The organism is Paraburkholderia sp. MM5477-R1 (assembly GCF_050436385.1).
GTDB lineage: Bacteria > Pseudomonadota > Gammaproteobacteria > Burkholderiales > Burkholderiaceae > Paraburkholderia > Paraburkholderia tuberum.
Window position 1 is genome coordinate 1,075,792 of the sequence record NZ_JBNDMC010000007.1, and the last position, 25,935, is coordinate 1,101,726.

At 64.0% G+C, this 25,935-nt stretch carries 23 protein-coding genes, 1 tRNA gene and 3 pseudogenes; 17 read left to right on the forward strand and 10 right to left on the reverse strand.

Annotation, left to right across the window (positions count from 1 at the left end):
- Positions 1–48: 48 nt before the first annotated feature.
- From OKW35_RS33925 to OKW35_RS33935, 3 genes are all read right to left on the reverse strand, one after another.
- Positions 49–873, reverse strand: a complete 825-nt coding sequence (locus tag OKW35_RS33925; protein WP_429334916.1) for an ABC transporter permease — start codon at positions 871–873, stop codon at positions 49–51.
- Positions 870–1,952, reverse strand: coding sequence for an ABC transporter substrate-binding protein (locus OKW35_RS33930; protein WP_429554387.1), 1,083 nt, complete (start codon positions 1,950–1,952; stop codon positions 870–872). Before OKW35_RS33930 ends, OKW35_RS33925 begins: the two co-directional genes overlap by 4 nt.
- Positions 1,953–2,036: 84 nt before the next feature.
- Complete coding sequence (locus OKW35_RS33935) at positions 2,037–3,131, reverse strand: LacI family DNA-binding transcriptional regulator (RefSeq protein WP_184063815.1); 1,095 nt, start codon at positions 3,129–3,131, stop codon at positions 2,037–2,039.
- A gap of 144 nt (positions 3,132–3,275) precedes the next feature.
- Here OKW35_RS33935 and OKW35_RS33940 point away from each other — a divergent pair.
- Together OKW35_RS33940 and OKW35_RS33945 are read left to right on the forward strand one after the other, a co-directional pair.
- Positions 3,276–3,360: transfer RNA gene (locus tag OKW35_RS33940), tRNA-Leu, on the forward strand.
- Between the two features lie 214 nt (positions 3,361–3,574).
- Positions 3,575–4,636: pseudogene (locus OKW35_RS33945) on the forward strand (tyrosine-type recombinase/integrase).
- 152 nt (positions 4,637–4,788) lie between these two features.
- On the opposite strand, the gene OKW35_RS33950 reads toward OKW35_RS33945, so the two are convergent.
- A complete protein-coding gene (locus OKW35_RS33950; protein ID WP_260321354.1) occupies positions 4,789–5,334 on the reverse strand; it encodes a flagellar biosynthesis sigma factor in 546 nt (181 codons plus the stop codon).
- A 179-nt stretch (positions 5,335–5,513) separates the two neighbouring features.
- Here OKW35_RS33950 and OKW35_RS33955 point away from each other — a divergent pair, with 179 nt between their 5' ends.
- Positions 5,514–6,860 (forward strand): IS4 family transposase, encoded by a 1,347-nt coding sequence (locus OKW35_RS33955; protein ID WP_090812277.1) that lies wholly within the window; start codon positions 5,514–5,516, stop codon positions 6,858–6,860.
- Positions 6,861–6,900: 40 nt separating this feature from the next.
- Here OKW35_RS33955 and OKW35_RS33960 read toward each other — a convergent pair.
- Positions 6,901–7,902: pseudogene (locus OKW35_RS33960) on the reverse strand (DUF2515 family protein).
- 352 nt (positions 7,903–8,254) lie between these two features.
- On the opposite strand from OKW35_RS33960, the gene OKW35_RS33965 reads away from it, so the two are divergent.
- The 4 genes from OKW35_RS33965 to OKW35_RS33980 all read left to right on the forward strand — a co-directional run bounded on the left by OKW35_RS33965 (position 8,255) and on the right by OKW35_RS33980 (position 9,734).
- The gene (locus OKW35_RS33965) at positions 8,255–8,698 is read left to right on the forward strand and encodes a hypothetical protein (protein WP_184063821.1); all 444 of its coding nucleotides are present in this window, start codon (positions 8,255–8,257) and stop codon (positions 8,696–8,698) included.
- On the forward strand, positions 8,698–8,994 hold the full coding sequence (locus OKW35_RS33970; RefSeq protein ID WP_429554388.1) for a hypothetical protein: 297 nt from the start codon (positions 8,698–8,700) through the stop codon (positions 8,992–8,994). Before OKW35_RS33965 ends, OKW35_RS33970 begins: the two co-directional genes overlap by 1 nt.
- Positions 8,995–9,030: 36 nt before the next feature.
- Positions 9,031–9,153: a hypothetical protein gene (locus OKW35_RS33975; RefSeq protein WP_429554389.1), complete on the forward strand. Its 123-nt coding sequence runs from the start codon at positions 9,031–9,033 to the stop codon at positions 9,151–9,153.
- Positions 9,154–9,230: 77 nt separating this feature from the next.
- Positions 9,231–9,734: a M48 metallopeptidase family protein gene (locus tag OKW35_RS33980; RefSeq protein ID WP_184063827.1), complete on the forward strand. Its 504-nt coding sequence runs from the start codon at positions 9,231–9,233 to the stop codon at positions 9,732–9,734.
- A 47-nt stretch (positions 9,735–9,781) separates the two neighbouring features.
- Here the strand turns inward: OKW35_RS33980 and OKW35_RS33985 are convergent, their stop codons facing one another.
- Positions 9,782–12,118 (reverse strand): FdhF/YdeP family oxidoreductase, encoded by a 2,337-nt coding sequence (locus OKW35_RS33985; protein WP_429554390.1) that lies wholly within the window; start codon positions 12,116–12,118, stop codon positions 9,782–9,784.
- Between the two features lie 151 nt (positions 12,119–12,269).
- Between OKW35_RS33985 and OKW35_RS33990 the strand changes: the two genes are divergently transcribed.
- Both OKW35_RS33990 and OKW35_RS33995 read left to right on the forward strand, forming a co-directional pair.
- The gene (locus tag OKW35_RS33990; protein ID WP_429554391.1) at positions 12,270–13,703 is read left to right on the forward strand and encodes a PLP-dependent aminotransferase family protein; all 1,434 of its coding nucleotides are present in this window, start codon (positions 12,270–12,272) and stop codon (positions 13,701–13,703) included.
- A gap of 48 nt (positions 13,704–13,751) precedes the next feature.
- Positions 13,752–14,042, forward strand: coding sequence for an ArsR family transcriptional regulator (locus tag OKW35_RS33995; RefSeq protein WP_429554392.1), 291 nt, complete (start codon positions 13,752–13,754; stop codon positions 14,040–14,042).
- Positions 14,043–14,124: 82 nt separating this feature from the next.
- Here the strand turns inward: OKW35_RS33995 and OKW35_RS34000 are convergent, their stop codons facing one another.
- Complete coding sequence (locus OKW35_RS34000; protein WP_429554393.1) at positions 14,125–14,694, reverse strand: lysozyme inhibitor LprI family protein; 570 nt, start codon at positions 14,692–14,694, stop codon at positions 14,125–14,127.
- Between the two features lie 244 nt (positions 14,695–14,938).
- Between OKW35_RS34000 and OKW35_RS34005 the strand changes: the two are divergent.
- From OKW35_RS34005 to OKW35_RS34040, 8 genes and pseudogenes are all read left to right on the forward strand, one after another.
- Positions 14,939–15,091, forward strand: a pseudogene (locus OKW35_RS34005) (SH3 domain-containing protein); the annotation flags it as partial.
- Positions 15,092–15,300: 209 nt separating this feature from the next.
- Positions 15,301–17,616, forward strand: coding sequence for a putative bifunctional diguanylate cyclase/phosphodiesterase (locus OKW35_RS34010; RefSeq protein WP_429554394.1), 2,316 nt, complete (start codon positions 15,301–15,303; stop codon positions 17,614–17,616).
- Positions 17,617–17,752: 136 nt separating this feature from the next.
- Positions 17,753–17,941, forward strand: a complete 189-nt coding sequence (locus OKW35_RS34015) for a hypothetical protein (RefSeq protein ID WP_184063847.1) — start codon at positions 17,753–17,755, stop codon at positions 17,939–17,941.
- A gap of 169 nt (positions 17,942–18,110) precedes the next feature.
- Entirely contained in the window at positions 18,111–19,508 is a 1,398-nt protein-coding gene (locus OKW35_RS34020; protein WP_429554395.1) for an FAD-containing oxidoreductase, read from the forward strand.
- Between the two features lie 28 nt (positions 19,509–19,536).
- Positions 19,537–19,890: a cupin domain-containing protein gene (locus OKW35_RS34025; RefSeq protein ID WP_429554396.1), complete on the forward strand. Its 354-nt coding sequence runs from the start codon at positions 19,537–19,539 to the stop codon at positions 19,888–19,890.
- 144 nt (positions 19,891–20,034) lie between these two features.
- Positions 20,035–20,610 carry a TMEM175 family protein gene (locus tag OKW35_RS34030; RefSeq protein ID WP_184022166.1) on the forward strand — a complete coding sequence of 192 codons (576 nt, stop codon included), beginning with the start codon at positions 20,035–20,037 and terminating at the stop codon, positions 20,608–20,610.
- A 2-nt stretch (positions 20,611–20,612) separates the two neighbouring features.
- Positions 20,613–21,419 (forward strand): hypothetical protein, encoded by an 807-nt coding sequence (locus OKW35_RS34035; protein WP_429554397.1) that lies wholly within the window; start codon positions 20,613–20,615, stop codon positions 21,417–21,419.
- 8 nt (positions 21,420–21,427) lie between these two features.
- Positions 21,428–21,916 (forward strand): metallophosphoesterase family protein, encoded by a 489-nt coding sequence (locus OKW35_RS34040; RefSeq protein ID WP_184022172.1) that lies wholly within the window; start codon positions 21,428–21,430, stop codon positions 21,914–21,916.
- A gap of 68 nt (positions 21,917–21,984) precedes the next feature.
- Here OKW35_RS34040 and proP read toward each other — a convergent pair whose 3' ends face one another.
- From proP to argA, 3 genes are all read right to left on the reverse strand, one after another.
- Positions 21,985–23,454 carry a glycine betaine/L-proline transporter ProP gene (gene proP, locus OKW35_RS34045; protein ID WP_090800879.1) on the reverse strand — a complete coding sequence of 490 codons (1,470 nt, stop codon included), beginning with the start codon at positions 23,452–23,454 and terminating at the stop codon, positions 21,985–21,987.
- 742 nt (positions 23,455–24,196) lie between these two features.
- Entirely contained in the window at positions 24,197–24,469 is a 273-nt protein-coding gene (locus OKW35_RS34050) for an oxidative damage protection protein (RefSeq protein ID WP_026225286.1), read from the reverse strand.
- 74 nt (positions 24,470–24,543) lie between these two features.
- Positions 24,544–25,932 (reverse strand): amino-acid N-acetyltransferase, encoded by a 1,389-nt coding sequence (gene argA / locus OKW35_RS34055; protein ID WP_090800877.1) that lies wholly within the window; start codon positions 25,930–25,932, stop codon positions 24,544–24,546.
- Positions 25,933–25,935 lie beyond the last annotated feature (3 nt).

The following is a 25,935-nucleotide window of genomic DNA, read 5'->3' on the forward strand; positions in this document are numbered from 1 at the left end:
ATAGGTTGTCGTTGTGTGCGCTCATGCTGGCTTCAAGCGACGCGCCGTTCACGCGCTCGCCGCCACGCCCGAACCGCTCGCGCTGCGCGCGATCGCCAGCACCGCCCACGTGACGATGCCCAGCACGATCGACAGGCCCGCGGCCGTCACCATGTTCGCGTTCAGCGTGAACTCGGTATAGATGGTCATCGGCAGCACGTCGATGTCGGTGGCGAGCGTGAACGCCGTGCCGAACGCGCCCATCGCGGTCGCGAAGCACACGGCGCCCGCCGCGATCAGTCCGGGCGACAGCGCCGGCAACACGATGTCGCGCATGATGCGCCACGGCGATGCGCCGAGCGAGCGCGCGGCCTCTTCGAGCGATGCATCGAGCTTGGTCGCCGAAGCCATCACGGTGACGATCACGCGCGGAATCGAGAAGTACAGATAGCCCAGAAACAGGCCGCTCATCGAATACGCGAACACCCAGCGATCGCCCGCGAGTTTCAGCGACAGCGCGCCGATCAACCCTTGACGTCCCGCGAGCATGATGACCATGAAGCCCACGACGACGCCCGGAAACGCGAGCGGAAACGTCAGCAGCGCGAGCAGCGGGCGCTTGCCGGCGAACTCTCGACGCGCGAGCAGCAGCCCCGCGATCACCGACAGCACCAGCGTGGCCGCCGTGACCCCCGCCGACAGCACGACGGTCGCGCCGAGGCTCGACATGTAACGCGCATTCGTCAGCATTGCGCGATAGGTCGCGAACGCATGGCCGCCGCCGGAGAGCTGCGCGAGCGCGACCATCGGCAGCAGCCAGAACGCGATGAAGACCGCGAGCGCGGGCGCGAGCAAGGCGATGCGCCAGCGCAGCGGGAACGTGACTTCGTTCAATGCATCACCTGTAGATAGCGCTCGCCGAAGCTCGACTGCTTGTCGGCCATCTTCGCGAAGTCGACCGGCTTCGCGCGCGCGTATTCGCTCGCGGGCAGGAACTGCGCAGCCGTCTCGGCGCTCATCGCGCTCGCGCGCACCGGCCGCAGATACGCCTGCGCCCACAGCTTCTGGCCTTCGTCGGACAGTACGAAATCGAGCACCTTCTTGCCGTTCGCTTCGTGCGGCGCGCCTTTCACGAGGCTCATCACGTACGGCACCGAGATCGTGCCTTCCTGCGGAATCACGAACTCGACGTTCGCGTGATCCTTATACTTCGCGCGGTACGCGTCGAAGTCGTAGTCGAGCAGGATCGGAATTTCGCCGGACAGCACGCGCGCGTACGCGGTTTGCTTCGGCACGATCGGCGCGTTCGCCTTGAGCTTTCTGAACCAGTCGAGACCCGGCTCGAAGTTGTCGAGCGTGCCGCCGAGCGCCTGGTTTACCGCGACCGCGCCCGCATAGCCGACGAACGCGCTCGACGGATCGAGATAACCGATCATGCCTTTGTATTCGGGCTTCAGCAGATCGGCCCACGAGCGCGGCACCGGCTTGCCTTCGAGCGCGTCCTTGTTGACGAAGAAGCCGAGCGTGCCCGAGTGGATCGTGAACCAGTAGCCTTGCGGGTCTTTCAGGCCGGCGGGAATGTCGTCCCAGTGCGCGGGCTTGTACGGCTGGATCACGCCCTTGTCCTTGGCCTGGAACGCCGACGATACGCCGAGATACACGACGTCGGCGACCGGGCTTTTCTGCTCGGCCATCAGTTGCGCGATCGATTGTCCTGAGTTCTTGTTGTCGAACGGCACGCGAATGCCGGTCTTTTGCTGGATCGCCTTGATCTGGCTCGCCCAGTCGGCCCATTCGGGCGGGCAGTTGTAGCAGATCGCGGTTTCGTCGGCGCGCGCGGCTTGCGGCGCGAGCGCGACGAGCGCCGCGCCAGCGACGAGCAGGCTCGCCGGCAGTGCGGTCGCGGCGGCGCGCGAGAGTTTCTGCCACAGCGGTATGAGCGGGGATGCGAAGCGTGAGGTTGAGCGGGGCACTGCGGGTCTCCCTGTGTCGGATGGGTTGCGCGGGTTGGGAATGACAGCCAGGGCGCGCGTATGCGCGTGCCTTCATTGGGCTTCTTATGCGAGCGGTTTTTCGGTGGCGGCCGCAGCGCTCGGGACGTGGGTCGGCGACGCTCCGTCGAGATTCGCGTGCGAGCCGAGTGCCGCGATCGTCGCGCCTTCGCGCAGGCTGTGCGGCAGCGTCAACGCGCGCGAGGTTGCGCAGAACGCGCGCTCGTCGCGCGCGCCGCCGATGCGTGCGAGCAAGCGCTGCCACGCCGCACAGCCGATTTCGCGATTCGGCGCGCAGATGCTCGCGAGCGCCGGCGACAGCAGTTCGCCCATTGCGAGGCCGTCGAAGCCGAGAATCGACATGTCCTGCGGAATCCTCAGACACGCGCGGCGCAGGCCGCGCATCACGACCATCGCGAGCAGATCGTTGCTGCAGAAGAGGGCGGTCGGACGGTTTGCGCCGTGCGTCAGGTGCGCGAGCACGGACGGCGCGAGTTCGTCGGCGTTGAAATCGACTTCGAGCGCGGGCGCGGCCGTGAGGCCGGCCTGCTGCATCGCCTGCGTGTAGCCGAGATGCCGCTGACGCGCGCGATCCGAGGCCGCGAACGAGCCGGCCAGCATCAGAATGCGGCGATGGCCGTGCGCGATGAGCCGGCGCACGCCGTCGTAGGCGGCGAGGCGATTGTCGACCGACACCGACGGTCGGCGCACTGTGTCGTTGTGCATCAGCACGTATAGCAGGCCGTCGCGGTCGAGTTCGTCGAGCAGCGGATGGGTGTCGGCATCGGCGACGGTCAGGATCAGTCCTTCGACGCGATGCTCGCGCAGCGTTTCGATTGCGTGACGTTCACGGTCCACGTCGTACTGCGTGGTCATCAGCATCAGCCGATAGCCTTGCGCTGACGCGAGATCGTCGATGCCTTGCAGGCATTCGGCGAACACCGGGTTCGCGAGCGTCGGCAGAACGACGCCGACGAGGCGCGTGCGCTCGCCGCGCAATTGCCGGCCGAGCGGGCTCGGGCGGAAGTTCAGCGCGTCGATCGACTGACGTACCTTGTCGAGCGTGACGGGGTTCACGGTGTGCGGCGCGTTGATCGCGCGCGATACCGTGGCGATGGAAAAGCCCGCGTGGGCGGCGACATCCTTGATCGTCGGCGTCATCGGTTTTCGGCCCGCTGTAATCGTTTTCGTGAGCGGATTATCGGCAACGTTTGTGACTTGGGGATGAATGCGGGTGTCGGGCGCTTTTTTGGGGCTGCCGCGAGGCGATGGTAGAATTCGCGACCACGCGCGATTGCCACCTCTGCCGGGGTGATGAAATTGGTAAACATAGCGGACTTAAAATCCGCCGCCTTCGGGCTTGCCGGTTCAAGTCCGGTCCCCGGCACCAAATACTCGCCAACGGATTTCAACGGTTCACCACGAAGCCCCGACAGCTAGCGCTGAGCGGGGCTTTTGTTTGCTGTAGTCTCCAAGGGTTCACCAGCGATTACAACCCAGGGGGTCGTTTCGGGGGTTGCCACGATTCAAGCGCCCGTCGGATTTCAAGCGCCCGTCGGATGGAAAACGACCCCCGCAGCGGCGCGACAACCGGAGACGCAGACATGGCGCTGACCGATGCCACGATCCGTAACACGAAGCCGGGTGAAAAACAGCAGAAGCTGTACGACGGTGGCGGCCTGCTGCTGCTTGTCACGCCAACGGGCAGCAAGCGATGGATTTTCAAGTACCGTTTTGCCGGAAAGGAAAAGAGCCCCGCACTTGGCGTCTATCCAGACGTGCCGCTTGCCGATGCCCGCAAGCGTCGGGACGACGCCCGCGAAAAACTGGCAGCAAACATCGATCCGGGGGAAGCCAAAAAGGCCGGGAAACGCGCCGCCCGCCTTGCTGCAGCCAATTCATTCGAAGCCGTTGCGCTCGCCTGGATGGAAGAGCGCGGTCAGTCCGTTGAAAGCGGGCAGTGTGAAAAAACGCTTGCGCGTTTCAGGAATGACGCGTTTTCCTAGCTTGGCAAGCGACCCATCGCGGAAATTGACGCACCCGAGATTCTGGCAGTCCTTAAACGCGTGGATAGCCGGGGCGCCCGCTTTACGGCTCACCGTCTGCGCAGCGAAACAAGCCCCGTGTTCCGTTTCGCGATCAAGGAGGGCTATTGCAAAACCGATCCGGCACGCGATCTGGTTGGCGCAATACCGCCTGCACAGACAACGCATTTCGCCTCGATCACCGAGCCCGCCAAGGTCTCGGAGATGTTGCGGGCCTTCGATGCCTTTTCCGGCACGTTCCCGGTTTTGTGCGCGCTCAGGCTCGCGCCCATGCTGTTTGTGCGTCCCGGCGAACTGAGACAGGCTGAATGGGCGCAGATCGATCTGGACAAGGGGGAATGGCGCTACCGCGTCACGAAAACCAACACGGATCATCTTGTGCCACTGGCGGCACAGGCCGTCGCGATCCTGCGCGAACTGCGGGCGCTGACGGGTAGCGGCCGCTACGTGTTCCCAGGCGCGCGCGACGCGCACGCCGTACCGGATAACCTTGGTTCGGCGTACAACCGCACAAAATTCATTCGCGAGCGCCGCGAGATGATGCAGGAGTGGGCCGATTACCGTGACCGGATCAAGGCCGGGGCCGAAGTCATTCCGATCAAAGGCGGGACGGTCGCCTGACTACCTCAGCGGGACAATCTTTTGGAACAGCACCTCCCGATGATGGAAGCGTGGGCGGCGCATGTCTTTGCTCACTGAGACCTACGTGACGTTAAACAGAAAGTCCCGCCGAAGCGGGACCACTTGTACTCATCGGCTTCGCGAACTACCGGTTAATAGTCGTCGCGGTTATCCTCAAACACCGGAAAATTAAGGTCGAGGGTAATCAGGTAGCGCTCGTCGTTTGGTCGGCCGTCTGTCCGAAAGCATCGGATATTGAGGGAAACCTGATATTTGTTGCCGGCCTGCCATCGTGTCGTGGGTGCGTCGCACGCCCGAATTGTATTGCGTGTCGCCTGAGTGTCTTCGATGGGGCGATTGGCCGAAGAGTGAAAAGGTTTCCACCCGCCCCGCCTGAATTGGTTCTGTAGGTCCGTAAGGATCGCCATTGATTCATCAAGCGGTAATGTTTCGACTTGCGGCGAGAGTACAAGCGATTCGACCTTGCCTTTCTGGTCGTACTGAACCATGAAAAACTTCGCGGCCGGCGTTACGAAATCATAGTGTGGATCAACAAATCGGAGTTTTGCAGGGCGTATCAGCACCCCAGCCCAGCTTGTATTGGGTTCAATCGGCGGTAACGTCGAGTGCGATTGCTTACGCACCTGTTCATAGGGTTCCCCTAGCGTCAGCACGACCTCATCAACAGGCTTTGCCATTGCGAGCAGTCCCCATAAGGCAGCGCAGCCAACTACGGTGCAAACGAGATATCTAAACCCATCTCGTTATACAGAAGTGGCGCAGTAGCAGACGTTTGTCCGAAAGCGCATTGAGCAATGAACATGCGTGATGGGGGTTGTTAACGGCCTGAATTTCGCGTTTACTCTCGACTTTTCGAATGCAGATTCGTAATGAGCCGGGAGCGTGGGTGGACGAGGAATTTGAAACATTGGATCTTGGTGACCCGCGGCGGGACCGTCGGGCGAAGGAATTGCTGAAGCGGTTTGCCGCGCGTCCCACTGCGAGTATTCCGGGTGCCTGTGAGGGCTGGGCCGAGACCATGGCGGCGTACCGCTTTCTGGGCAATGAGCACATCGACTGGCGCGACATGATGCAGCCGCACTGGGAGCGCACCGCTGCGCGCATGGGCGAGTTACCGGTAGTCCTGTGCGTGGCTGACACAACGGAGCTGAACTTCAACGGCCAGGACATCGAGGGGGCCGGCCCGCTCAGTTATGAAGCGCAGGTTGGCATGTATCTTCACGCGACCTATGCGGTCACACCGGATCGCGAGGCGCTGGGTGTCATGAACGCCTGGATGTGGGCACGCGAGCCGCGCGACGAAAACGGCCAGCGTGGCGGCGTGTGCGAGAGCGTTCGATGGATCGAAAGTTATGAGATCGTGGCGCAGCAGGCAGCAACCCTGCCGGGCACGCGGCTGGTATATGTGGCCGATCGCGAGGGTGATATCGCGGCGCTCATGCAGCGTGCGCAGGAGTTGGGCGAACCGGCCGACTGGCTGATCCGCTCCCAGCACAACCGCGCACTCAAGGATGAAGCAAAACTGTGGGAAACGGTACACGCGAGCGAGGTGCTCGGTCATATCAGCTTCGTGCTGCCCGGGCGGGGTGGCCAGAAGGCGCGTGAAGTGAAGCAGGAGCTGCGTGCACAGCGCGTGACGTTACCCGGGCGCGGCGGCGTCGAGCTGAGCTGCATTGAGGCATGTGAAGTGGATGCGCCCACTGACGTGAAGCCCGTCGTCTGGCGCCTGCTGAGCAACCGCGAAGTGCACGATACACATGCGCTCACCGAACTGATCGACTGGTACCGCGCGAGGTGGGAGATCGAGATGTTCTTCAACGTGCTGAAGAACGCCTGCCGGGTTGAAACGTTGCAGCTCTCGCAGATGGAGCGCGTGGAGAAGGCGCTTGTGCTGTATATGGTGGTGTCCTGGCGTATCGCACGGCTTATGCGGCTGGGCAGGACCTGCCCGGAGCTGGATGCTTCGCTGTTCTTTGAGGCTGACGAGATACACGGCGCTCACGTGCTCTCCAAGAAACCCCGCCCGAAAAAGCCACCGACGCTTAACCAGATGATACGGATGATTGCATCACTGGGCGGATTCCTCGGACGCAAGGGTGATGGTGAACCCGGCGCGAAGACACTGTGGATTGGCATGCAGCGTGTCATGGATGCGGTGATCACCATCCAGATCCTGCGCGACGGCTACGATACTTCTGTATAAGGAGATGATCTAAACCACCTGATTTTTCGACTCAGCATGTTTACCTTGCATGCGCGATGAGATAAAGGGAATTTTCTACGTCATATTTCTTAAGCGGATCGTGTAGCAGTTGATCGAAACGCTGTGCGGCTCGCAAAACAAATGTCATGCGCTGCTGTGGATCGGCAAGATTTGCGAGAGGCTCCTTGCTGAATCTCTCGTTCTTGGCGTTGGCCCCCGTCACCGTACACTGATTCGCAAAGGCAAGCTGGATTTCCCGCGCCGATCCAGTCGGAATATGCAATGCCCATGCGAACTGGTTGGCGCGCATCAGCAACGCGAATGTTGGATCGTTGTACATGGCCGGTTGCAAGATGTTGATTTGCTCGTGTATTGCCAAGTCTTTGACACCATCTGCAATGTGGCCACTATCAATTGCGGAGAAGGCGCTCAAAATCTGAGGCCTTTCCTCCGCGAACGGAACACTGTTCTCAATCGGCCACAGGACGGAACTGCGCAAGAGTTTGCGTTCGGGTAAGCATCGCTTTAATCGCGCAAGCCCAAACTTCTTGTAGAACATATGCAGCGGCCAAACGTCGAGAAACAGCGACGTGTTGCCCTTTGCCAGCATCTGATAGACCTTGGCACCGCTTTCGGCGGTCGCAGCACTCACCGCCGACTGTGCCCCGTAGGCCGTCATCCATGCAGCCGGGCCAACACTCGCTACCTTGCGCAAATTGGCAACGCTGTCCGAAGCCGATTTGCCGATCATCTCGGCGGCATTGAGCAGCCCGCATCCTACCTGCTTCGACGCGAACGCCGCGAGTCCGGCCCACTGGAAACGTCGGTCATCCCACCAGAGTTGTGCATACGCCGCATTGATGCTGCGGTTACGCGCAATCGGATCGTCAACGGATACGATGGCCTCGGCCTTCTTCTGATAGAAGCGCCAGCAGTCGATACAGTCCTACTTGTCCTCTTCCGCTCGCTTTTTTGCCGCGGCCTCTTCCTCTTTCCAGTTCGGGTAACAGACCGGACACCTTGGGTTATCGCACTTTTGCATCTTCGTTATTCGCGTTGGTGTTGTACTGACGCCGCGCAAGGCCGATGCCATATTTCGGCGCGCAGTTCTGGGTGAGGGCATGCCGACTCTCTCGGCTCTCCGCTTCGTGAGCGAATCATAAAATGGCCTCACCTTCGACGGGTGAGCGCTGTGGATCACCCTGCGCCAAGCTAGCGCAAACAGGAGGGGGCATTCAATAGGACAGGGTCGATATTTTGTTTAACGATTGTCAAAACAATGGTGATGGTGACCATCGGGTTTAGTGAGTTGTGAGCGGCGGCGCGATAACAAGGAGCCAGCGGTCGCTGTCGCCGTTGTCGGGGGGAGTGACAACCGCTTTCATATGTACAGGATGACCAACCATCAGGTCGCCAAAGCCCTGTACGACGAAGTAAAGAACGGCAACCTGCTGTTTGTGCCCGAGCGGGACGACATGCGCAAGTGTGTGGAGGCGATACGCAAGCAGCGGGAAAAAGGTTCGGGTCCAGCGCCTGCCCGCACACAACAACCGGCCGAGGCGGACATCGCAAGCTCGCTCCATGGCAACAGTCCGCGCGTGCCGCAGAATCTCGGCAATGCAAAGCCGTTGGAGTACGCACCGGACGCGCCGAGCGGCGATGTGCAGCAGATCGCGGCGCGCGGAGTCAGCGCGGCCGAGGAAACTGAGTGCGACGCGATATATCATGCGGAAATGACAGCCTGTTCTGCTGCTGGCGCAATATTCCAAGACCCGCGCACTTATGCGCTGTGCGCGCAACGGGCATTCGCGAATTACCAGACCTGTAGAGGTTATTGATGAGTCAACGACAAACCGCGTTTATCAGTTTTTTCGACGAACACACGGGACAGGTGAAATTCTGCGTTGTGCCGCGACAGTTCGTTCAAACCGCGATTGATCGCGTCATGGCAATCAGCGTGCCGCCGGATGCCGCTGAACACTCCGACGCTCCATTTACAGACGAGGACGCGCGGAAGCTGGGGGGCTTGGCGGTCCTGAGCCTTGCCGCTTCGAATCCTGACTTGAGGTCTCGCTTGCAGATCACGACTGAAGCCCCGATGGTCTGGACAAGAGCGAAGCCGTCTGGCGAATAGTGCATTCTTGTAGTCGCTCGACGTCAAGCATGCAGGGTGATTGATGCGATGAAGCGAGCGAATCAATTGCGCGGTGACGACAACGCCATCTTGCACGACGATGGAGGCGTTGAATCAGGCGGTGAAATCATCGACAACATGCACGCCTACGCGCCTTAAGTCGTCCGGAAAGAATCAAACTTGTCGCCAGGCCGGACCATGCGTAACATCACCCCCGCCAACCTCACTCCGCCTTCATGTCCCCCCTCAAATACCTCACCGGCTACCCCGCACCGTTGCAAGACAAGGTGAGAAAGCTGATCGCCGCCGATCAGCTCGGCTCCTACGTCGCGCAGAAGTACCCGAGCACGCACGAGGTGCAAACCGACCGCGCGCTCTACGAGTACTGCGCGGAACTCAAACGCGAACACCTGCGCAACGCCGAGCAGATCGACAAGGTCACTTACGACAGCAAACTCGACGTGATGCGTCACGCGCTCGGCCTGCACACGAGCGTTTCGCGGGTGCAGGGCAGCAAGCTGAAAGCGAAGAAGGAAATCCGCATCGCGTCGTTATTCAAGGCCGCGGCGCCGGAGTTTCTGAAGATGATCGTCGTGCACGAACTCGCTCATCTGAAAGAAAGCGACCACAACAAAGCGTTCTATCGTCTGTGCGAGTTCATGCAGCCGGGTTACCAACAGATCGAATTCGATCTACGTCTGTATCTGACACATCGCGATCTGGCGAAGAAGACCGTGTGAGGTACGCCGCGCGGCGGGCGCGGCAGACGTGACAAACGGAGCTGACTTCAAGCCGCCATTTCCGCGGCATCCTCCACCATCGACGCCGTCAACAACACCGGAATCGACTTCGACGTCGGCGTACCCGCGCCATCTGCGACCGAGGAGAGCGGCACCAGCGGATTCGTCTCCGGATAATAAGCGCCGAGGCAGCCGCGCGGAATGTCGTACTCGACGAGCAGAAAACCGTCCACGCGTCGCTCGATGCCATCGGCCCACACGCTCGTGATATCGACGCGCTGACCAGCCGCGAACCCGAGCATCGCGAGATCGTCCTTGTTGGCGAACAGCACGCGCCGCTGTCCGTAGACGCCGCGATAGCGATCGTCGAGACCGTAAATCGTCGTGTTGTACTGATCATGTGAGCGGGTGGTCATCAACGTCATCAGGCGTTCGCCATGTTGCTTCTTCGCCTGATGAATCGGCGTGTCGAGCGCGATCGCGTGGACGATGAACTGTGCCTTGCCGCTCGGCGTTTTCCAGATGCGATCGCGCGATGCGACGCCGAGATGGAAGCCGCCCGGCTTCTTCAGACGCTCGTTGTAGTCGTCGAAACCGTCGATCACCTTCGCGATGCCCTCGCGAATCAGCGCGTAGTCGGCCGCATGGGCGAGCCAGTCCACCTTGCCGCTGCCCAAAGTTGCATGCGCCATGCGCGCGACGATCGCCACTTCGGAAAGCAGATTGTCCGACGCCGGTTTGTTCATCCCATACGAGATGTGCACCATGCTCATCGAATCCTCGACGCTGACGCCTTGCGCCACGCCGTTCTGAACATCGATCTCGGTGCGTCCGAGCGTCGGCAGGATCAGCGCGTCGCGGCCATGCACGAGGTGGCTGCGATTGAGCTTCGTCGTCACGTGCACGGTCAGATCGCATGCGCGCATCGCGTCCCACGTGCGCGGCGTGTCCGGCGTCGCGATCGAGAAATTGCCGCCCAGCCCGATGAAGACCTTCACCTTGCCGTCGAGCATCGCCTGAATCGTGTTGACGACGTCGAGTCCGTGCTCGCGCGGCGGCGCGAAGTCGTATGCTGCGCCGAGCTTGTCGAGAAACGCTTCAGTAGGCTTTTCTTCGATACCGACCGTGCGGTCGCCCTGCACGTTCGAGTGGCCGCGCACCGGGCACAGCCCCGCGCCGCGCCGGCCGATATTGCCGCGCATCATCATCAGATTCGACAGCAGCTGTACCGTCGCGACCGAGTTCTTGTGCTGCGTGAGACCCATGCCCCAGGTCGAAATCACCGCGCGGCCCTTCACGTAGATATCGGCGAGCTTCAGCACCTCATCGAGCGGCACGCCTGCCTCGGCGACGATCGTGTCCCAGCGCTCGGCGCGCAGATCGTCGGCGAAGGCAGCGAAGCCGACTGTGTGCTGGGCGATGAAGCCGAAGTCGAGCACGCGCTCGAGGCCCGACACGAGCGCTTCGTCATCCAGTTCGAGCACGCGTTTGGCGACGCCCTTGATCAGCGCGAAATCGCCGCCGACCTTCGGACGGATGAATACCGAGCTGATTTTCGTGCTGCCCATCGTCAGCATTTCGACCGGATGCTGCGGGCTCGCGAAGCGTTCGAGGCCGCGCTCCCTCAGCGGATTGATCGACACGATCGTGGCGCCGCGCTTCGCGCATTCGCGCAGCTCGCCGAGCATGCGCGGATGGTTGGTGGCCGGATTCTGGCCGAAGATCAGCAGCGTATCCGCGTGTTCGAAGTCATCGAGCGTGACCGTGCCCTTGCCGATGCCGACCGTGTGCGGCAGGCCACGGCTCGTCGCCTCGTGGCACATGTTCGAGCAATCGGGAAAATTGTTGGTGCCGTACATGCGCACGAACAGCTGGTACAGGAACGCGGCTTCGTTGCTCGCGCGGCCCGAGGTATAGAACGCGGCGCGGTCAGGATCGTCGAGACGCTTCAGATGGCTCGCGATCAGCGCGAATGCGTCGTCCCAGCCGATCGGCACATAGCGGTCGCGCGCGGCGTCGTAGACGAGCGGATCGGTCAGGCGGCCGTGCTGCTCGAGTTCGAAGTCGGATTGCATCATCAGCTCCGTGACGCTGTGCCGCTCGAAGAACGCGGGCGTCACGCGCTTGCCGGTGGCCTCGGCGGCCACGGCCTTCACGCCGTTTTCGCAGAACTCGAATGTCGACGCGTGCTCGCGATCCGGCCACGCGCAGCCGGGGCAGTCGAAGCCGTCAGGCTGGTTCTGCTTGAGCAGCGTGCGGTAGTTGCCGCCCGCGACCTTCTCCTTGAGCAAGTTGATGGCGACATACTTCAGCGCGCCCCAGCCAGCGGCGGGGTGCTTGTACGGCTCGATGCGGGCTTCGGCTTGTGTTTCGTTCTTCTTCATGACGTGGCGGTGGAAAGATTCGACAGGGTTTGCAGACCAATGCCGGAGAGCGTACTGTGTTCCATAAACTACGTCGGGTACAGAAAATTGGAAAGAACAGGAGTACAGTTGCGCGACGATGCCTGAAGCCGCCCGAATCCACCCGAATCGCATGAAGCTCTACGAAAAACTCGCCGACGAAATCACCGAAGCCGTGCGCCGCGGCGTGTTCGCGGCCGGCGAGCGGGTTGCGTCGGTGCGTCAGGCGAGCCAGCAGCACGGCGTCAGCATCAAGACGGTGCTGCACGCGTATGCGCTGCTGGAGAGCCGCGGCATCGTCGAGAGCCGGCCGCAGTCGGGCTATTTCGTGCGCGACGCGGCCGCGCGGGCGCTCGCGCCGGCGCCCGCCGCGGCCCGCGCGGGCCGCAAGTCCGCGCCGCCGCCGGTGCCCGCGACGGTCGACGTGAGCCGGCTCGTGCTGTCGACGCTACGCAGCATCCGCGCGCACGACGCCGTGCCGTTCGGCTCGCCGTATCCCGATCCGTCGCTGTACCCGTGGCGGCGTATCAACCAGTACGCCAACGCGATCGCGCGGCGGCACGCGAGCTGGAATCTGATCGACGATCTGCCGCCGGGCAACCCCGAGCTGATCCGGCAGATCGCGCGGCGCTATGCGGAAAACGGTCTGCCGGTCGATCCGGGCGAAATCGTGATCACGCTCGGCGCGACCGAGGCGATCAACCTGAGCCTGCAGGCGGTCGCCAAGCCGGGCGATACCGTCGCGGTCGAGTCGCCGACCTACTACGCGATGCTGCACGCCATCGAGCGCCTCGGCATGCGCGCGATCGAGGTGGCGACGCATCCGGTCGACGGCATCGACATCGACGCGCTCGCGAAGGCGATCGCGCGGCAGAAGATCGCCGCGTGCATGGTGATGCCGAATTTCCAGAATCCGCTCGGTTTCTGCATGTCCGACGAGCGCAAGCGGCAACTGGTCGAACTGCTGGCCGCGCACGAGATTCCGGCGATCGAGAACGATGTCTACCAGGAGCTGTATTTCGGTGACACGCGGCCGTCGACGCTGAAGACCTTCGACACCCAGGGGCTCGTGCTGCACTGTGCGTCGTTTTCGAAAAGCCTGACGGCGTCGTACCGGATCGGCTGGGCGCTGCCGGGGCGCTATCGCGCGCAGGTCGAGAAGCTCAAGTTCCTGAATACGCTGACGACGCCGTCGGTGCCCCAGATCGCGGTCGCCGATTATTTGCGTCAGGACGGCTACGACCGCCATCTGCGGCACCTGCGCCGCGTGTACCGGCAGCAGGCGAGCATCATGAGCGCGCTGGTGCTGCGCTTTTTCCCGGTCGGCACGCGCGTGTCGACGCCGCAGGGCGGCTACGTGCTGTGGGTCGAGTTGCCCGTTGCGATCGATTCGATGCGGCTTTATCAGGCGGCGCTCGAACGCGGGATCACGGTCGGGCCGGGGATGATGTTTTCGACGCGCAACGATTTTCGGCACTTCATCCGGCTCAACTACAGCTATCCGTGGACCGCGCAGGCCGAAGCGGCGTTGAAGACGCTCGGTGAGCTGGCTACGGCGATGGCGTGACAGGCGCTACGGCGATGCCAAACGACACATCACGACAGGTAGACCGACATGGATGACGACGACATCGACCCGCAACTCGCCGCGATACTCGCGCAGCTATGGCGCGCGCATCGCGAGACACCCTGGCGCGCGTGGTCGCTCGCGAAGCTGTCGAAGCAGGCCGGCGTGCCGATGAGCAGCTTGCGGCGGCAATTGACGGCGCTCTCGGGAAGCGGTCTCGTCGATACGATGTGCCACGACGATGGCACCCGAGCCGCGTCGCTGAGTGAAATCGGCGCGCAGCTTTGCGCGGAGCTGTTCGGCACGAGCGAGGGCGGCGAGCCGTCGGCCGCCGGCTGAGCGTCCCGGCACAACTGCCACCGGCGCGCAAATGATCCGGCGCACGGGTTGATTGTTGTCGTAGTCAGCGCGCTCCGCCGTCTCATTGCCCGACGCTCGCCTGCACCTGCGGTTGTGATCGCGATGTCGCCATGTCCGCCGCCTCGAGTGTGGCGACGCCGCAGAACCAGTCGGCATCGCCTGGCTGATACTTCCACCGCTTGCTGGACTGCCCGATCACGCTCGCACACTGCTCGTTCACCATAAGGTCGGACTGCGCGGCCGTGCATTGCAGCGTCGACGGGTCGGAGTGCGCATCCGCATCCACGGACGCCGCGTGCCGCGCGCCGCTCGGCAGGCTCGCCAGCAGTCGCTGCAATTCGTCGATACGCGTCGCGTACCACGTCCGCAGACACGCGGCGTCGCGGCAGTTCGCTTCGCGCCAGGCCCACTTGCTGTCGCTGTCGTCGATGAACGCGCGGCGCTGGGCGACTCGCCGACGTGCCTTCCAGTAGAGTTGGCCCAACGTGTCGTCGAGCGTCGACAGGGCGGCGTCACCGCAAATCATGCGCTCGGCCGGCGAGCGGCCGCGCTGGCAATCGAAACTCGCAGCGTTGGCGTACGGATGCGCGAGCAGCAGTCCGGCGATCAGGAGGGAGCGGAAGAGGGTCATCAGGGTCCGGGCGGTGCATCGGTTGATCATGCCGCCGATGATCGACCGGTCGCGCGCCTCGCGGACGTCCGAACAACGCGGGAATTCGGGCGGGTCGTTACCAGATGTTGCCGCGCGGGCTGCCGGCCCAGGTCGGCGCTCGCGCACCTTCGCGTGTCATGAAGTAGGCGCAACGTCTATATGATGGAAGTGGGGGCACTTGGGCCGGCGTGGTCAAAGGCGGCCATCGAAAGAGGGAGAACGAATGCAACGACGACTCGTGATCGGTCTTTGCATGGCAGCGGGCCTTCTGACTTTACCCGGCGCGGCCAGCGCGCAGTCACAGGCCTATACGAACAGCGGGTCCAACCTGCGCGCGGGCCCTGCGGCCGACTACCCGGTCGTCGCGCAACTGCCGGCCCAGCGTCGAGCCGCCGCGGCGCCTGCGGGCCACGAACAGACGGCGCCCGCACTGCCGTCGCCCGTCGTACCGGCATCAACCGATGCTGGCACGCCACACCGGAGCCGTCCGCACGCGATGCATGGCAGATTTTCACGCTGGACTTAGCGTAAACCCCGGTGTGCCGCGTACACTAACTTGCCGATGTTGGGTTGGGGGGCGCAACTATGATTTGCGAAGCAACATCACGTGGCACAACGACAGCTGCGCCGGAGGGCGGCCGCTATCGGCCGGAACGGGCCGAGGAGGTACTCGCGTCCGAGCGCGGCGTGTTGCGGCTGATCACCCGCAACACGCCGCTGCCCGAACTGCTCGACGAAGTCTGCCGTCGCGCCGAGGCGCTGCTCGGCGACGGCGCGTGCTGCTCGATCCTGCTGCTCGACCCGGACGGCGTGCATGTGCGCGTCGGCGGCGCGCCGTCGCTGCCGCCCGCGTACAGCGCCGCTATCGAGGGCGCGGCGATCGGTCCGGGCGTCGGCTCGTGCGGCACGGCGATGTTCGAGCGGCGTCTGGTGATCGTCGACGACATCGAATCCGATCCGCTGTGGGAAAACTTCCGCGATTTCGCGTTGCCGCACGGCTTGCGCGCATGCTGGTCCGTGCCCTTCGAAAACGACGCGGGCATCGTGCTCGGCGCGTTCGCCGTTTACTACCGCGCCACCCGCTGTCCGACCCCCGAGGAAGAGGCGATGCTGCGCGACATCGGCGGCAGCGTCGGCCTCGCAGTCCATCAGGACGCGATGGCGCAGCGCCTCGCGCATAGCGAGGAGCGTCACCGGCTGGTCGTCGATCATCTCAGCGAGGGCATCGTCGTGCAGTCGCGCACCGGCATCGTGCTCGCCTGCAATCCGAGTGCGCAGCGCATGCTGCACGTGACACCGGAGGTCGTCGGCAGCAGCATGCGGACCGTGATGACACGCGCGTTCGGCGAGGACGGCTCGGTCATCGGCGAAGTCAACCGTCCGGTCTCGCAGGTCTTTGCGACCGGCAAGCCGATGCTCGGCGTGACGGTCGGCCTCGAACTGATCGGCGGCGAGGTCGTGTGGATCACGCAGAACGTCGTGCCGATCCTGCGGCCCGGCGACAGCGAGCCGGACTCCGTGCTGATTTCGTTTTCCGACATCGGGCCGGTGCGCGAGGCGCAGCGCCAGCTGAAGTACCTCGCCACGCGCGATTCGCTGACCGGCCTCTACAACCGCGCCTACCTGACCGAGCGGATGCGCGACCTGTTCGCGCCGTGCGCCGCCGGCGACCATGACGGCGAGCTCACCAGCGTCGCCGTGCTGTTCGTCGATCTCGACAGCTTCAAGAAGGTCAACGACACCGCCGGTCACGAAGCCGGCGACGCCTTGCTGTGCAGCGTCGCCGAACGGCTGTCGGCCTGCGTCGGGTGCGGCGACACGCTGGCGCGCGTCGGCGGCGACGAGTTCGTGATCGTCGCCAGTGCGTACGGCAATACCGGCGAGCTGATCGGCCTCGCGCACCGCATTCTGGACATGATCGCGGTGCCATTCGCGGTGGCGGGCAACGAGTACTACCTGGGCGCGTCGATCGGCATCAGCCTGTTTCCCGAAGACGGCCAGGACGTCGCGACGCTGATGCGCAACGCCGATTCGGCGATGTATCACGCGAAGCAGCGCGGCCGCAACAACTTCCAGTTCTTCACCGCCGAGCTGAACCAGCATCTGCAGCGGCGTTTCACGATCGAACAGTCGCTGCGGCGCGCGCTTGCGGCCAACGAGCTGAGCCTCGTGTACCAGCCGATCGTCGATAGCCAGAGCGGCCGCACGATCGGTGCGGAAGCACTGCTGCGCTGGTACAACAGCGAGCTGGGCAACGTGTCGCCGGGCGAATTCATTCCGGTCGCCGAGGATGCCGGGCTGATCGTCGAGATCGGCGACTGGGTGCTCGAGCACGCCTGCCAGCAGGTCGCGCAGTGGCGGCGCTCGCTCGCGCCGCATCTGATCGTCGCGGTCAATCTGTCGCCGCGGCAGTTCAACGACGGGCTGCTCGAGCGCATCGAACGTTCTCTTGCGCAGTCCGGGCTCGAACCGGCCGCGCTCGAACTCGAGATCACCGAGCGATTGCTGATGAGCGACAGCGATACCGTGCTGCCGATGCTGAGCGCGCTGAACGCAATGGGCGTGCGCGTCTCGGTCGACGATTTCGGCACCGGTTATTCGTCGCTGTCGTACCTGAAGCGCTTTCCGCTGCATAACCTGAAGATCGACCGCTCGTTCGTCGCGGGGCTGCCCGATCATCGCGATTCGGTCGCGATCACGCAGGCGGTCGTCGCGATGGCGCACTCGCTCGGCATGAACGTCACCGCCGAGGGCGTCGAGACCGCCGAGCAGGCGGCGTTCCTGCGCGCGATCGATTGCGACAAGCAGCAGGGCTACCTGTACAGCCGGCCGGTCGGCGCGAGCGCGTATGCGCGCACGCTGTACGACGCGCAGCTGATCGGCATGGCGAAGGCGTCCTGACGCGATTGTTCAGATTGCCGAACAAGTGACTTCGCGTTGCCGCTATTTATCGGCGGCGACGCACTCCCTAAAATTCCCCCATCGAAACATTATTGGTGCGCGGTGCCGAAGCGGCGCCCCGCGTTTGGGGGTCGTCATGTCAGAGTTGATCAGAAACCAGTTTTACCGGCCAGCGGTCGTACTGCCGATGGTCGCGCTGATGCAGGTGATGGTGTCGCAGGACTTCAATCTCGGCCAGGTCGGCTGGGTGTTCGCGGCGCGCGGCGCGCAGGCCGCACTGCAACGTTCGCGCGAGTTGATTTGCGCGGTTCATTGCCACGCCTGAGATTTCCCGCGCAGCATACGCAGTAATCCCAACTGATTGGCGCCGGCTCGCGCGCGGCGCGTGGGAAGACGGGCCGTCGCCAAAGCGCCCGCACAACCAGACATGACATGGCAGCGCGTGGCACTAAGCGTAAGATGCTACGACCTGCACCCAGCCGGGGAGAGTTGCCATGCCACAGCACTTCGACGCAGTCGTGATCGGTACCGGACAAGGCGGTTCGCCGCTCGCCGTGCGCCTCGCTCAAAGCGGGCGCCGCACCGCGGTGATCGAACGCGCGGAGTTTGGCGGCACTTGCGTGAACGTCGGCTGCACGCCGACCAAATCCTATGTGGCGAGCGCCCGCGCGGCGCACGTGGCGCGCCATGCGGCGGAGCTCGGCGTGCAGGTGGGCTCGGTCGGCGTCGATCTGGCGGCCGTGAAGGCGCGCAAGGACCGGATCATCGGAGAGTCGCGCAGCGGCGTCGAAAAATGGCTGCGCGGCACGGAAAACATCACGGTGTTCAACGGCCACGCGCGCTTCACCGGCGCGCGCACGCTCGCTATCTGCGGGCGCGACGGGGAATTGCTGAACGAGCTCAGCGCGTTCGAAATCTTCATCAACACCGGCACACGCGCCGTCGTGCCGCCGCTCGAAGGCATCCAGCGGATTCCGTACTACACGAACTCGACGCTGCTCGAACTGACCGCGTTGCCGGATCATCTGGTGATCGTCGGCGGCAGTTATATCGCGCTCGAATTCGCGCAGGTGTTTCGCCGCTTCGGGAGCCGCGTCAGCGTGCTGGTGCGCGGCGAGCGCGTGTTGAACCGCGAGGATGCCGATTTCGCGGAGTCGGTGCAGAAGGTGCTCGCGCGCGAGGGCGTCGAGTTTCATTTCGGCGTGCAGCCGACGCGCGTCGAGCCGCATGCGCATCACGCGAACGACGTGTGCATCGGCTTCGAGCAGAACATCCCGGCCATGGAGGCGTCGCACCTGCTGTTGGCCACCGGCCGCCGGCCGAATACCGACGATCTCGGCCTCGACGTCGCCGGCATCGAGACCGACCGGCACGGCACGATCATCGTCGACGGCCAGTTGCGCACCAGCGTGCCGGGCGTTTGGGCGATCGGCGACGTGAACGGTCGCGGCGCGTTCACGCACACGTCCTACGACGACTACCAGATCGTCGCGGCGAACCTGCTCGACGGCGGCGCGCGCAGCGTCGACACGCGGATCATGACGTATGCGGTGTTCGTCGATCCGCCGCTCGCGCGCGTCGGCATGTCGGAGGAGGAGGTGCGCAACAGCGGCCGCGAAGCGCTGATCGCGACGATGCCGATGTCGCGCGTGGGCCGTGCGCGCGAGCGTGGCGAGACCGACGGCTTCATGAAGGCGCTCGTCGATGCGAACAGCAAACAGATACTCGGCGCGGCAATTCACGGCATCGAGGGCGACGAGGCGATCCATACGTTCGTCGACATCATGACGGCAGGCGCGCCGTATCCGACTTTGCAATACGCCATGCACGTGCATCCGACCATCAGCGAACTGGTGCCGACGCTGCTCGATGGGCTCAAGCCGATGCAATGAACTGCCTTGACGCTGGCGCGACACGCTGATGACAAGCTCGCTCAAACCCGCACGTAACAGCGGCAATCTGTTCGACCTCGTCGCGCAGTTGGGGACGACGCCCGAGGAGCAGGTCGACGCGCTCGTCGAGCGGGGCGACGTGACGATCGAGCGGATCGTCTCGACCGGGCAGGCGAGTCCGCCCGGCTTCTGGTACGACAGCCCGCGCGCCGAATGGGTCGTGCTGCTCACCGGCGCGGCGATGCTGGAATTCGACGGCGACCCCGAGCCGCATCGGATGAAGCCCGGCGATCACGTGCTGATCGAGGCGCATTGCCGCCACCGCGTCGCATGGACGAGCGACACCGAGCCGAGCGTGTGGCTCGCCGTCCATTACCCGTGAGCCGCGGCGGATCGAGCCATCCGCGCGTCCGGCTCTCGCGCATCGACAAATCCTCACACCATCACCGATAATCGGCAGCGGCGCGGCCCGCGCGCAAGGCGAAGGCGGGCTGTGCGCCCCACCGCATTGATCTTCGGGACTCGCATGGGCAAGGGACGCGTCGAAGCCTTCAGCGATGGCGTAATCGCCATCATCATCACGATCATGGTGCTCGAGCTGAAGGTGCCCGAAGGCCACGATCTCGCGGCGCTGCGCCCGGTCGTACCGGTGTTCTGCGCATACGTGCTGAGCTTCGTCTACGTCGGCATTTACTGGAACAATCACCATCACATGTTCCATGCGGTGCAGAAGGTCAACGGCAAGGTGTTGTGGGCGAACCTGCATCTGCTGTTCTGGCTATCCCTCTTGCCGGCCGTGACGCACTGGGTCGGCGAAAACCATCTGGCCGCGTGGCCGACCGCGATGTACGGCATCGTGCTGTTCATGGCGGCGATCGCGTATTTCATTCTGACGCGCACGCTGATTTCGCAGCATGGACACGACTCGACGCTGGCCAAGGCGCTCGGCAACGACTTCAAGGGCAAGGTCTCCGTCGTCATTTACCTGACCGGCATCGGGCTCGCGTTCGTCGTGCCGTGGGCGTCGGCCGTGCTGTACGCGCTCGCCGCCGCGTGGTGGTTCGTACCGGACCGTCGCATCGAACACGTGCTGGAGGCCTGAGCATGCTGCTCGCGCTGAAGCTCGTGCTGGTGCCGGCCTTTCTCGCCGCGCTGACGGCGGCCGCGCGCGTCTGGGGGCCGTCGGTCGCGGGATGGCTCGCGGGACTGCCGGTCGTCGCCGGACCGATCATGCTGCTGCTCGCAGTCGGGCGTGGGCCGGCGTTCGCGGCGCAGGCGTCGGCGGCGTCGGTTGCGGCGATCGCCGCATCCGAGGCATTCAATCTTGCTTATGGATGGAGCTGCCGACGCTTCGACTGGCCGCTCGCACTGGTCGCGGGCATGGCCGGCTGGCTCGGCGCGGGACTGCTGATCGTGCGGATGCCCGGCTCGCTTGGGTGGGCGCTGGCGGCGGCGTGCGTGGCCGTCGCGGTGTCGCAGAGCTGCTTGCCGCGCGCGACGGGCCATGTGCCGGCGGCGCGCGTTGGGCGCGCGGATCTGGCCGTGCGGATGCTCGCGGGCGCATTGCTGACGCTCGCGGTGACGGCTGCCTCGGCATCGATGGGCGCGGCGTGGAGTGGCGTGGTGTCGGTGTTCCCGCTGCTCGGCATCGTGCTCGCGGTGTCGGCGCAGCGTGCGCATGGCGCGGACTTCGTGGCGCTCTTGATGCGCGGCATGGTGGTCGGGCGCGGCTCGTTCGCGGCGTTCTTCGCGGTGACGGCGATGCCGCTGCCGCAGTACGGTGTGGCGACGGGGTTTGCGTGCGCGGCGGTGGTGTCGGTCGTCGTGCAGGGGTTGACGCGGCGCATGCTGGCTGGGCAGCGCCGTGCCCAGGCGGCGGCGCGAGAGTTGGCGCAGCCGCAGACGGAGTAAGGCTGCGCATGGCTTCACATCGCTCACCTTCGACCGCTACCCGCATCGGGCTCATCTCGGATACGCACAACCTCGTGCGTCCGGAAGCGTTGCGCTATCTCGACGGCTGCGACGCGATCATTCACGCGGGCGATATCTGCAACCCGGACGTGCTCGACGCGCTCGCGCGGATCGCGCCGCTGACCGCGGTGCGCGGCAACAACGATACCGGTGACTGGGCCGCGTCTCTACCGACGCATGCGCGGCTGACGATCCAGCAGGTGACGATTCTGGTCGTGCACGACATCGCCGAGCTGGGCTGCGTGCCGCAGCACGATGGCATTCGCGTCGTGGTGAGCGGCCACTCGCACAAGCCGTCGATCGCCGAGCGCGACGGCGTGCTGTACGTCAATCCTGGCAGCGCGGGACCGCGGCGCTTCAGGCTGCCGGTGTGCGCGGGCACGCTGACCGTCGAAGGCGCGCAGGTTGGCGCGACGTTCGATTCGCTGCTGACGTAAAAAAAGCGGGCCGACGAATGTCGCCGGCCCGCTTCAGAAACTACGCCTGGCGTGATGACTGCGCAAGGTCAGGCACGCGCGGTCGCCGCCGCCGCGAACCGTTCATCCATCTCCTCGGCCTCGCGCTCACCGCGCAGCACCGCGTGCGCTTCAGCGCGCGTCGCGACGCACGGACCCGAGCCGAGCAGCGGCTTGCGCGCGGTTTCGCGCAGCGCGAGTACCGACACGATGCCGATCAGCGATGCGCCCATCAGGTAGTACGCGGGCATCATCAGATTGCCGGTCCGGTCGACGAGCCATGCGGTCACGAGCGGCGTCGTGCCGCCGAACAGCGACACCGAGATATTGAAGCCGATCGCGAGCGCGCCGTAGCGGATCCGGGTCGGGAACAGCGCCGGCAGCGCCGACGGCATCACCCCGGTGAAGCACGACAGCAGCACGCCGAGAATCATCAGACCGCCGAACACCGGCAGCACCGTGCCCATCCGAATCAGCAGCAGCGCGGGAATCGACAGCGCGAACAGACCAACGCAGCCGAGCAGCATCACGGGCTTGCGGCCGATCGCATCGGACAGACGGCCGGCGGCGAGCGTCATCGGCATCATCAGGATCATCACGAGCAGCACGAGGAACAGACCGTGTGTTTCGTTGAAGTGCAGCGTGGCGGACAGATAGCTCGGCAGATACGACAGCGCCATATAGTCGGTTACGTTGAAAATCAGCACGAGGCCGACACACAGCAGCAGCGGCTTCCACTGCTGCACGAGCAGCTGGCGCAACGACTGGCTGGGCAGCGCGCGGTCTTCGGCTTCGCGCTCTTCGGCCTGTTTCTTGAACGCGGGCGTTTCCTCGAGCTTCATGCGGATGTAGAGACCCACCAGGCCGAGCGGTCCGGCGATCAGGAACGGTACGCGCCAGCCCCAGGACAGCAGCGCGTCATTCGACAGCGTCGCCGTCAGCAGCGCGACCGTGCCCGCGCCGAGCACGTAGCCGATCAGCGTGCCGAACTCGAGAAAGCTGCCCATGAAGCCGCGGCGCTTGTCGGTCGAGAATTCGGCGATGAAGGTCGCGGCGCCGCCGTATTCGCCGCCGGTCGAGAAGCCCTGCACGAGGCGCGCAAGCAGCAACAGCGCCGGCGCGAGAATGCCGATCGTCGCGTAGTTGGGGATCAGGCCGATCGCGAAGGTGCCCGCGGCCATCATGATCATCGTCATTGCCAGCACGCGCTGACGGCCGATGCGGTCACCGAGCGGCCCGAATACCATGCCGCCGATCGGCCGCACGAGAAACGCCGCGGCAAACGTGCCGAAGGTCGCAATGAGTTGCGCCGAAGGGCTCGACGAGGGGAAGAACACCTTGCCGAGCGTGACCGCGATGTAGCTGTACACGCCGAAATCGAACCATTCCATCGCGTTGCCGAGCGCCATGGCGCCGACGGCCCGTTTCAGGAGGGAGTGATCGACGACGGTGATGTCGTCGAGGGAAAGACGCTGTTCCGGTTTGTGATGTCGCCAGAAGCCGTTGCTGGAAGCGGTCAAGGTTGAAACTCCAATGACTGCGACGAAACTCGTGATGCGTTCCGCCACGGTTTTGCTGGGAAGTGTAATTTCGTGAGCAAGGCGAGACTATTCGCGGCACCGGTTATCCGGCGGCGCAACGGATGGCGAAAAGAAGCAAACGCCCGTGCCTCGCGGTAAGTTCGCGAAAAAACACTCGACTAGATTGTGCTGACTGTTGCACCTGCGTGGCCGTGGAAGGGGGGCAGATGCATGAGGGACGCGGGGCTGGCGGGAAACTGACCCATGCGCCACTGAAGGCTTGAAACGAAAAAGGCCGGTCTTGAATTTTCCGCTTTAGGCGGGGAAACGACCGACGAGCCTTCTTGTTTAAAAACAGTTCAATTCAGGATGGCGCGTGCGCGGAAAAACACACGATGAACCAACTTGAAAGAACACGAATGAAGGTGAATTGCGGCTGAAACGAGGGCACATGTTAGCACGATGCCAGAGGATCATGCAAATCGGCAGTGCGAGGCAGGGCCGCCAATGGGACTCGATCCGTTGCGGGACGGGAGATCTGGCGGGGTCGGAACGGCCCTGAAAAACGGACCGCTTAGAACATTGGCGAGCGCTTTTTGAGGCGAAGACGACGCGAGCGGCGGGCGCGATGCGCGGCCGATGTTGGTGCGAAAAAAATCCGCGCTTGCGGCGCGGACTTTCAGGCGTGTGTTTGCTCGGTTTGGGCGACGCGTTGTGTCGTGTCGTCCTCGACGAGGCAAGCTCAGGCCGACGGCGGCACGTAGCCCGACGCGGTATCCGCGCCTTCGCCGAAGAAGAACTTTTCGGTCTGCTTCATCAGATACTGCCGCGCGCGCGGATCGGCCATGTTCAGGCGGTTTTCGTTGATCAACATGGTCTGCTGCTTCAACCAGCTCTGCCAGGCTTCCTTCGAGATACTTTCGTAGATCCGCTTGCCGAGTTCGCCCGGCAGCGGCGGGAAATCGAGGCCTTCGGCTTCCTTGCCGAGCTTCGCGCATTGAACCATACGAGTCATGCTGTGCTTCTCCTGTAATCGATGTGGGGCGGGCAGACGCCGGTTCGGATCAGATGGGGGCGATCACGAAGTACTCAAAGCTGTTTCATCAGCACGAGCGATTTGCGCTGCCAGTTATAGAGTCGGCGGCGGTCTTCGGGCAAGTCGTCGACCGTAACCTTGACGAAGCCGCGCTTCAGGAACCAGTGTTCGGTGCGCGTGGTGAGCACGAAAATGCGCGTGAGGCCGCGTGCCCGCGCGCGCTGTTCGATGCGCTTGAGCAGGCGCTCGCCGTCGCCGGTGCCTTGAGCTTCGGGCGCGACGGTCAGGCACGCCATTTCGCCGATGCGCTCCTGCGGATACGGATACAGCGCCGCGCAGCCGAACAGCACGCCGTCGTGCTCGATTACCGAGAAATGGTCGATATCGCGTTCGATCTGGTGACGGCCGCGCCGTACCAGCGTGCCGTCTGTTTCGAGCGGCTCGATCAGGGCGAGAATGCCGCCGACGTCGTCCGGCGTTGCTTCGCGCAGGCTTTCGAGGTTCTCGTACGAAATCATCGTGCCGACGCCATCGTGCAGGAACAGTTCGAGCAGCAGGCTGCCGTCGAGCGCGTACGGGATGATGTGCGCACGCGGCACGCCGCCGCGGCAGCCGCGGATCGAATGCTTCAGGTAGAACGCGGCGTCGCCAGTCACTTCGCCGCTTTCGTGCAGCTTGTAGGCGTCGTCGAGCGACAGTTCGCGGATCAGCTCGGTGCCGCTTTCGCCGGTTTCCATCAGGCCCGGCGTTTCGGTCAGGAACACGATCTTGTCGGCGCGCAGCGCGATCGCCGCGGCCGAGGCCACGTCTTCCATCGACAGATTGAATGCCTCACCGGTGGGCGAGAAGCCGAGCGGCGACAGCAGCACGAGCTTGCGGCTCGCAAGCGAGTGTCGGATCGAATCCGCGTCGATCTTGCGCACGAGGCCCGTGTGCTGGAAGTCGACGCCGTCCAGAATGCCGACGGGGCGCGCCGTCACGAAGTTGCCCGATACGACGCTGATGTGCGCGTGCGCCATTGGCGTGTTCGGCAGACCCTGGCTGATCGCGGCTTCGATGTCGAGACGCACTTCGCCGGCCGCCTCCTTCGCGGACTCGAGCGCGCGCGCGTCGGTGATGCGCATGCCGTGTGAAAACTCCGATTCGACGCCGTGCAGGCTCATCTGCTCCTCGACCTGCGGGCGCGAGCCATGCACGAGCACGATCTGGATGCCCATTGCCTGCAGCAGCGCGATGTCGGACACGAGCGCATTCAGCAGCCCCTGATGCACCACTTCGCCGCCGAAACCCACGACGAATGTCTTGTTTCGGAACGCGTGGATATACGGGGCGACGGAACGCATCCAGTCGACGAATTGCGCGTGCTGGGCGAGGGTTTCCGGCGAGTCGGCGGGGGCCGGGACGCTCGCGGGCGCGGGGACGAGGTCGGTTTGGGAATTCATGCC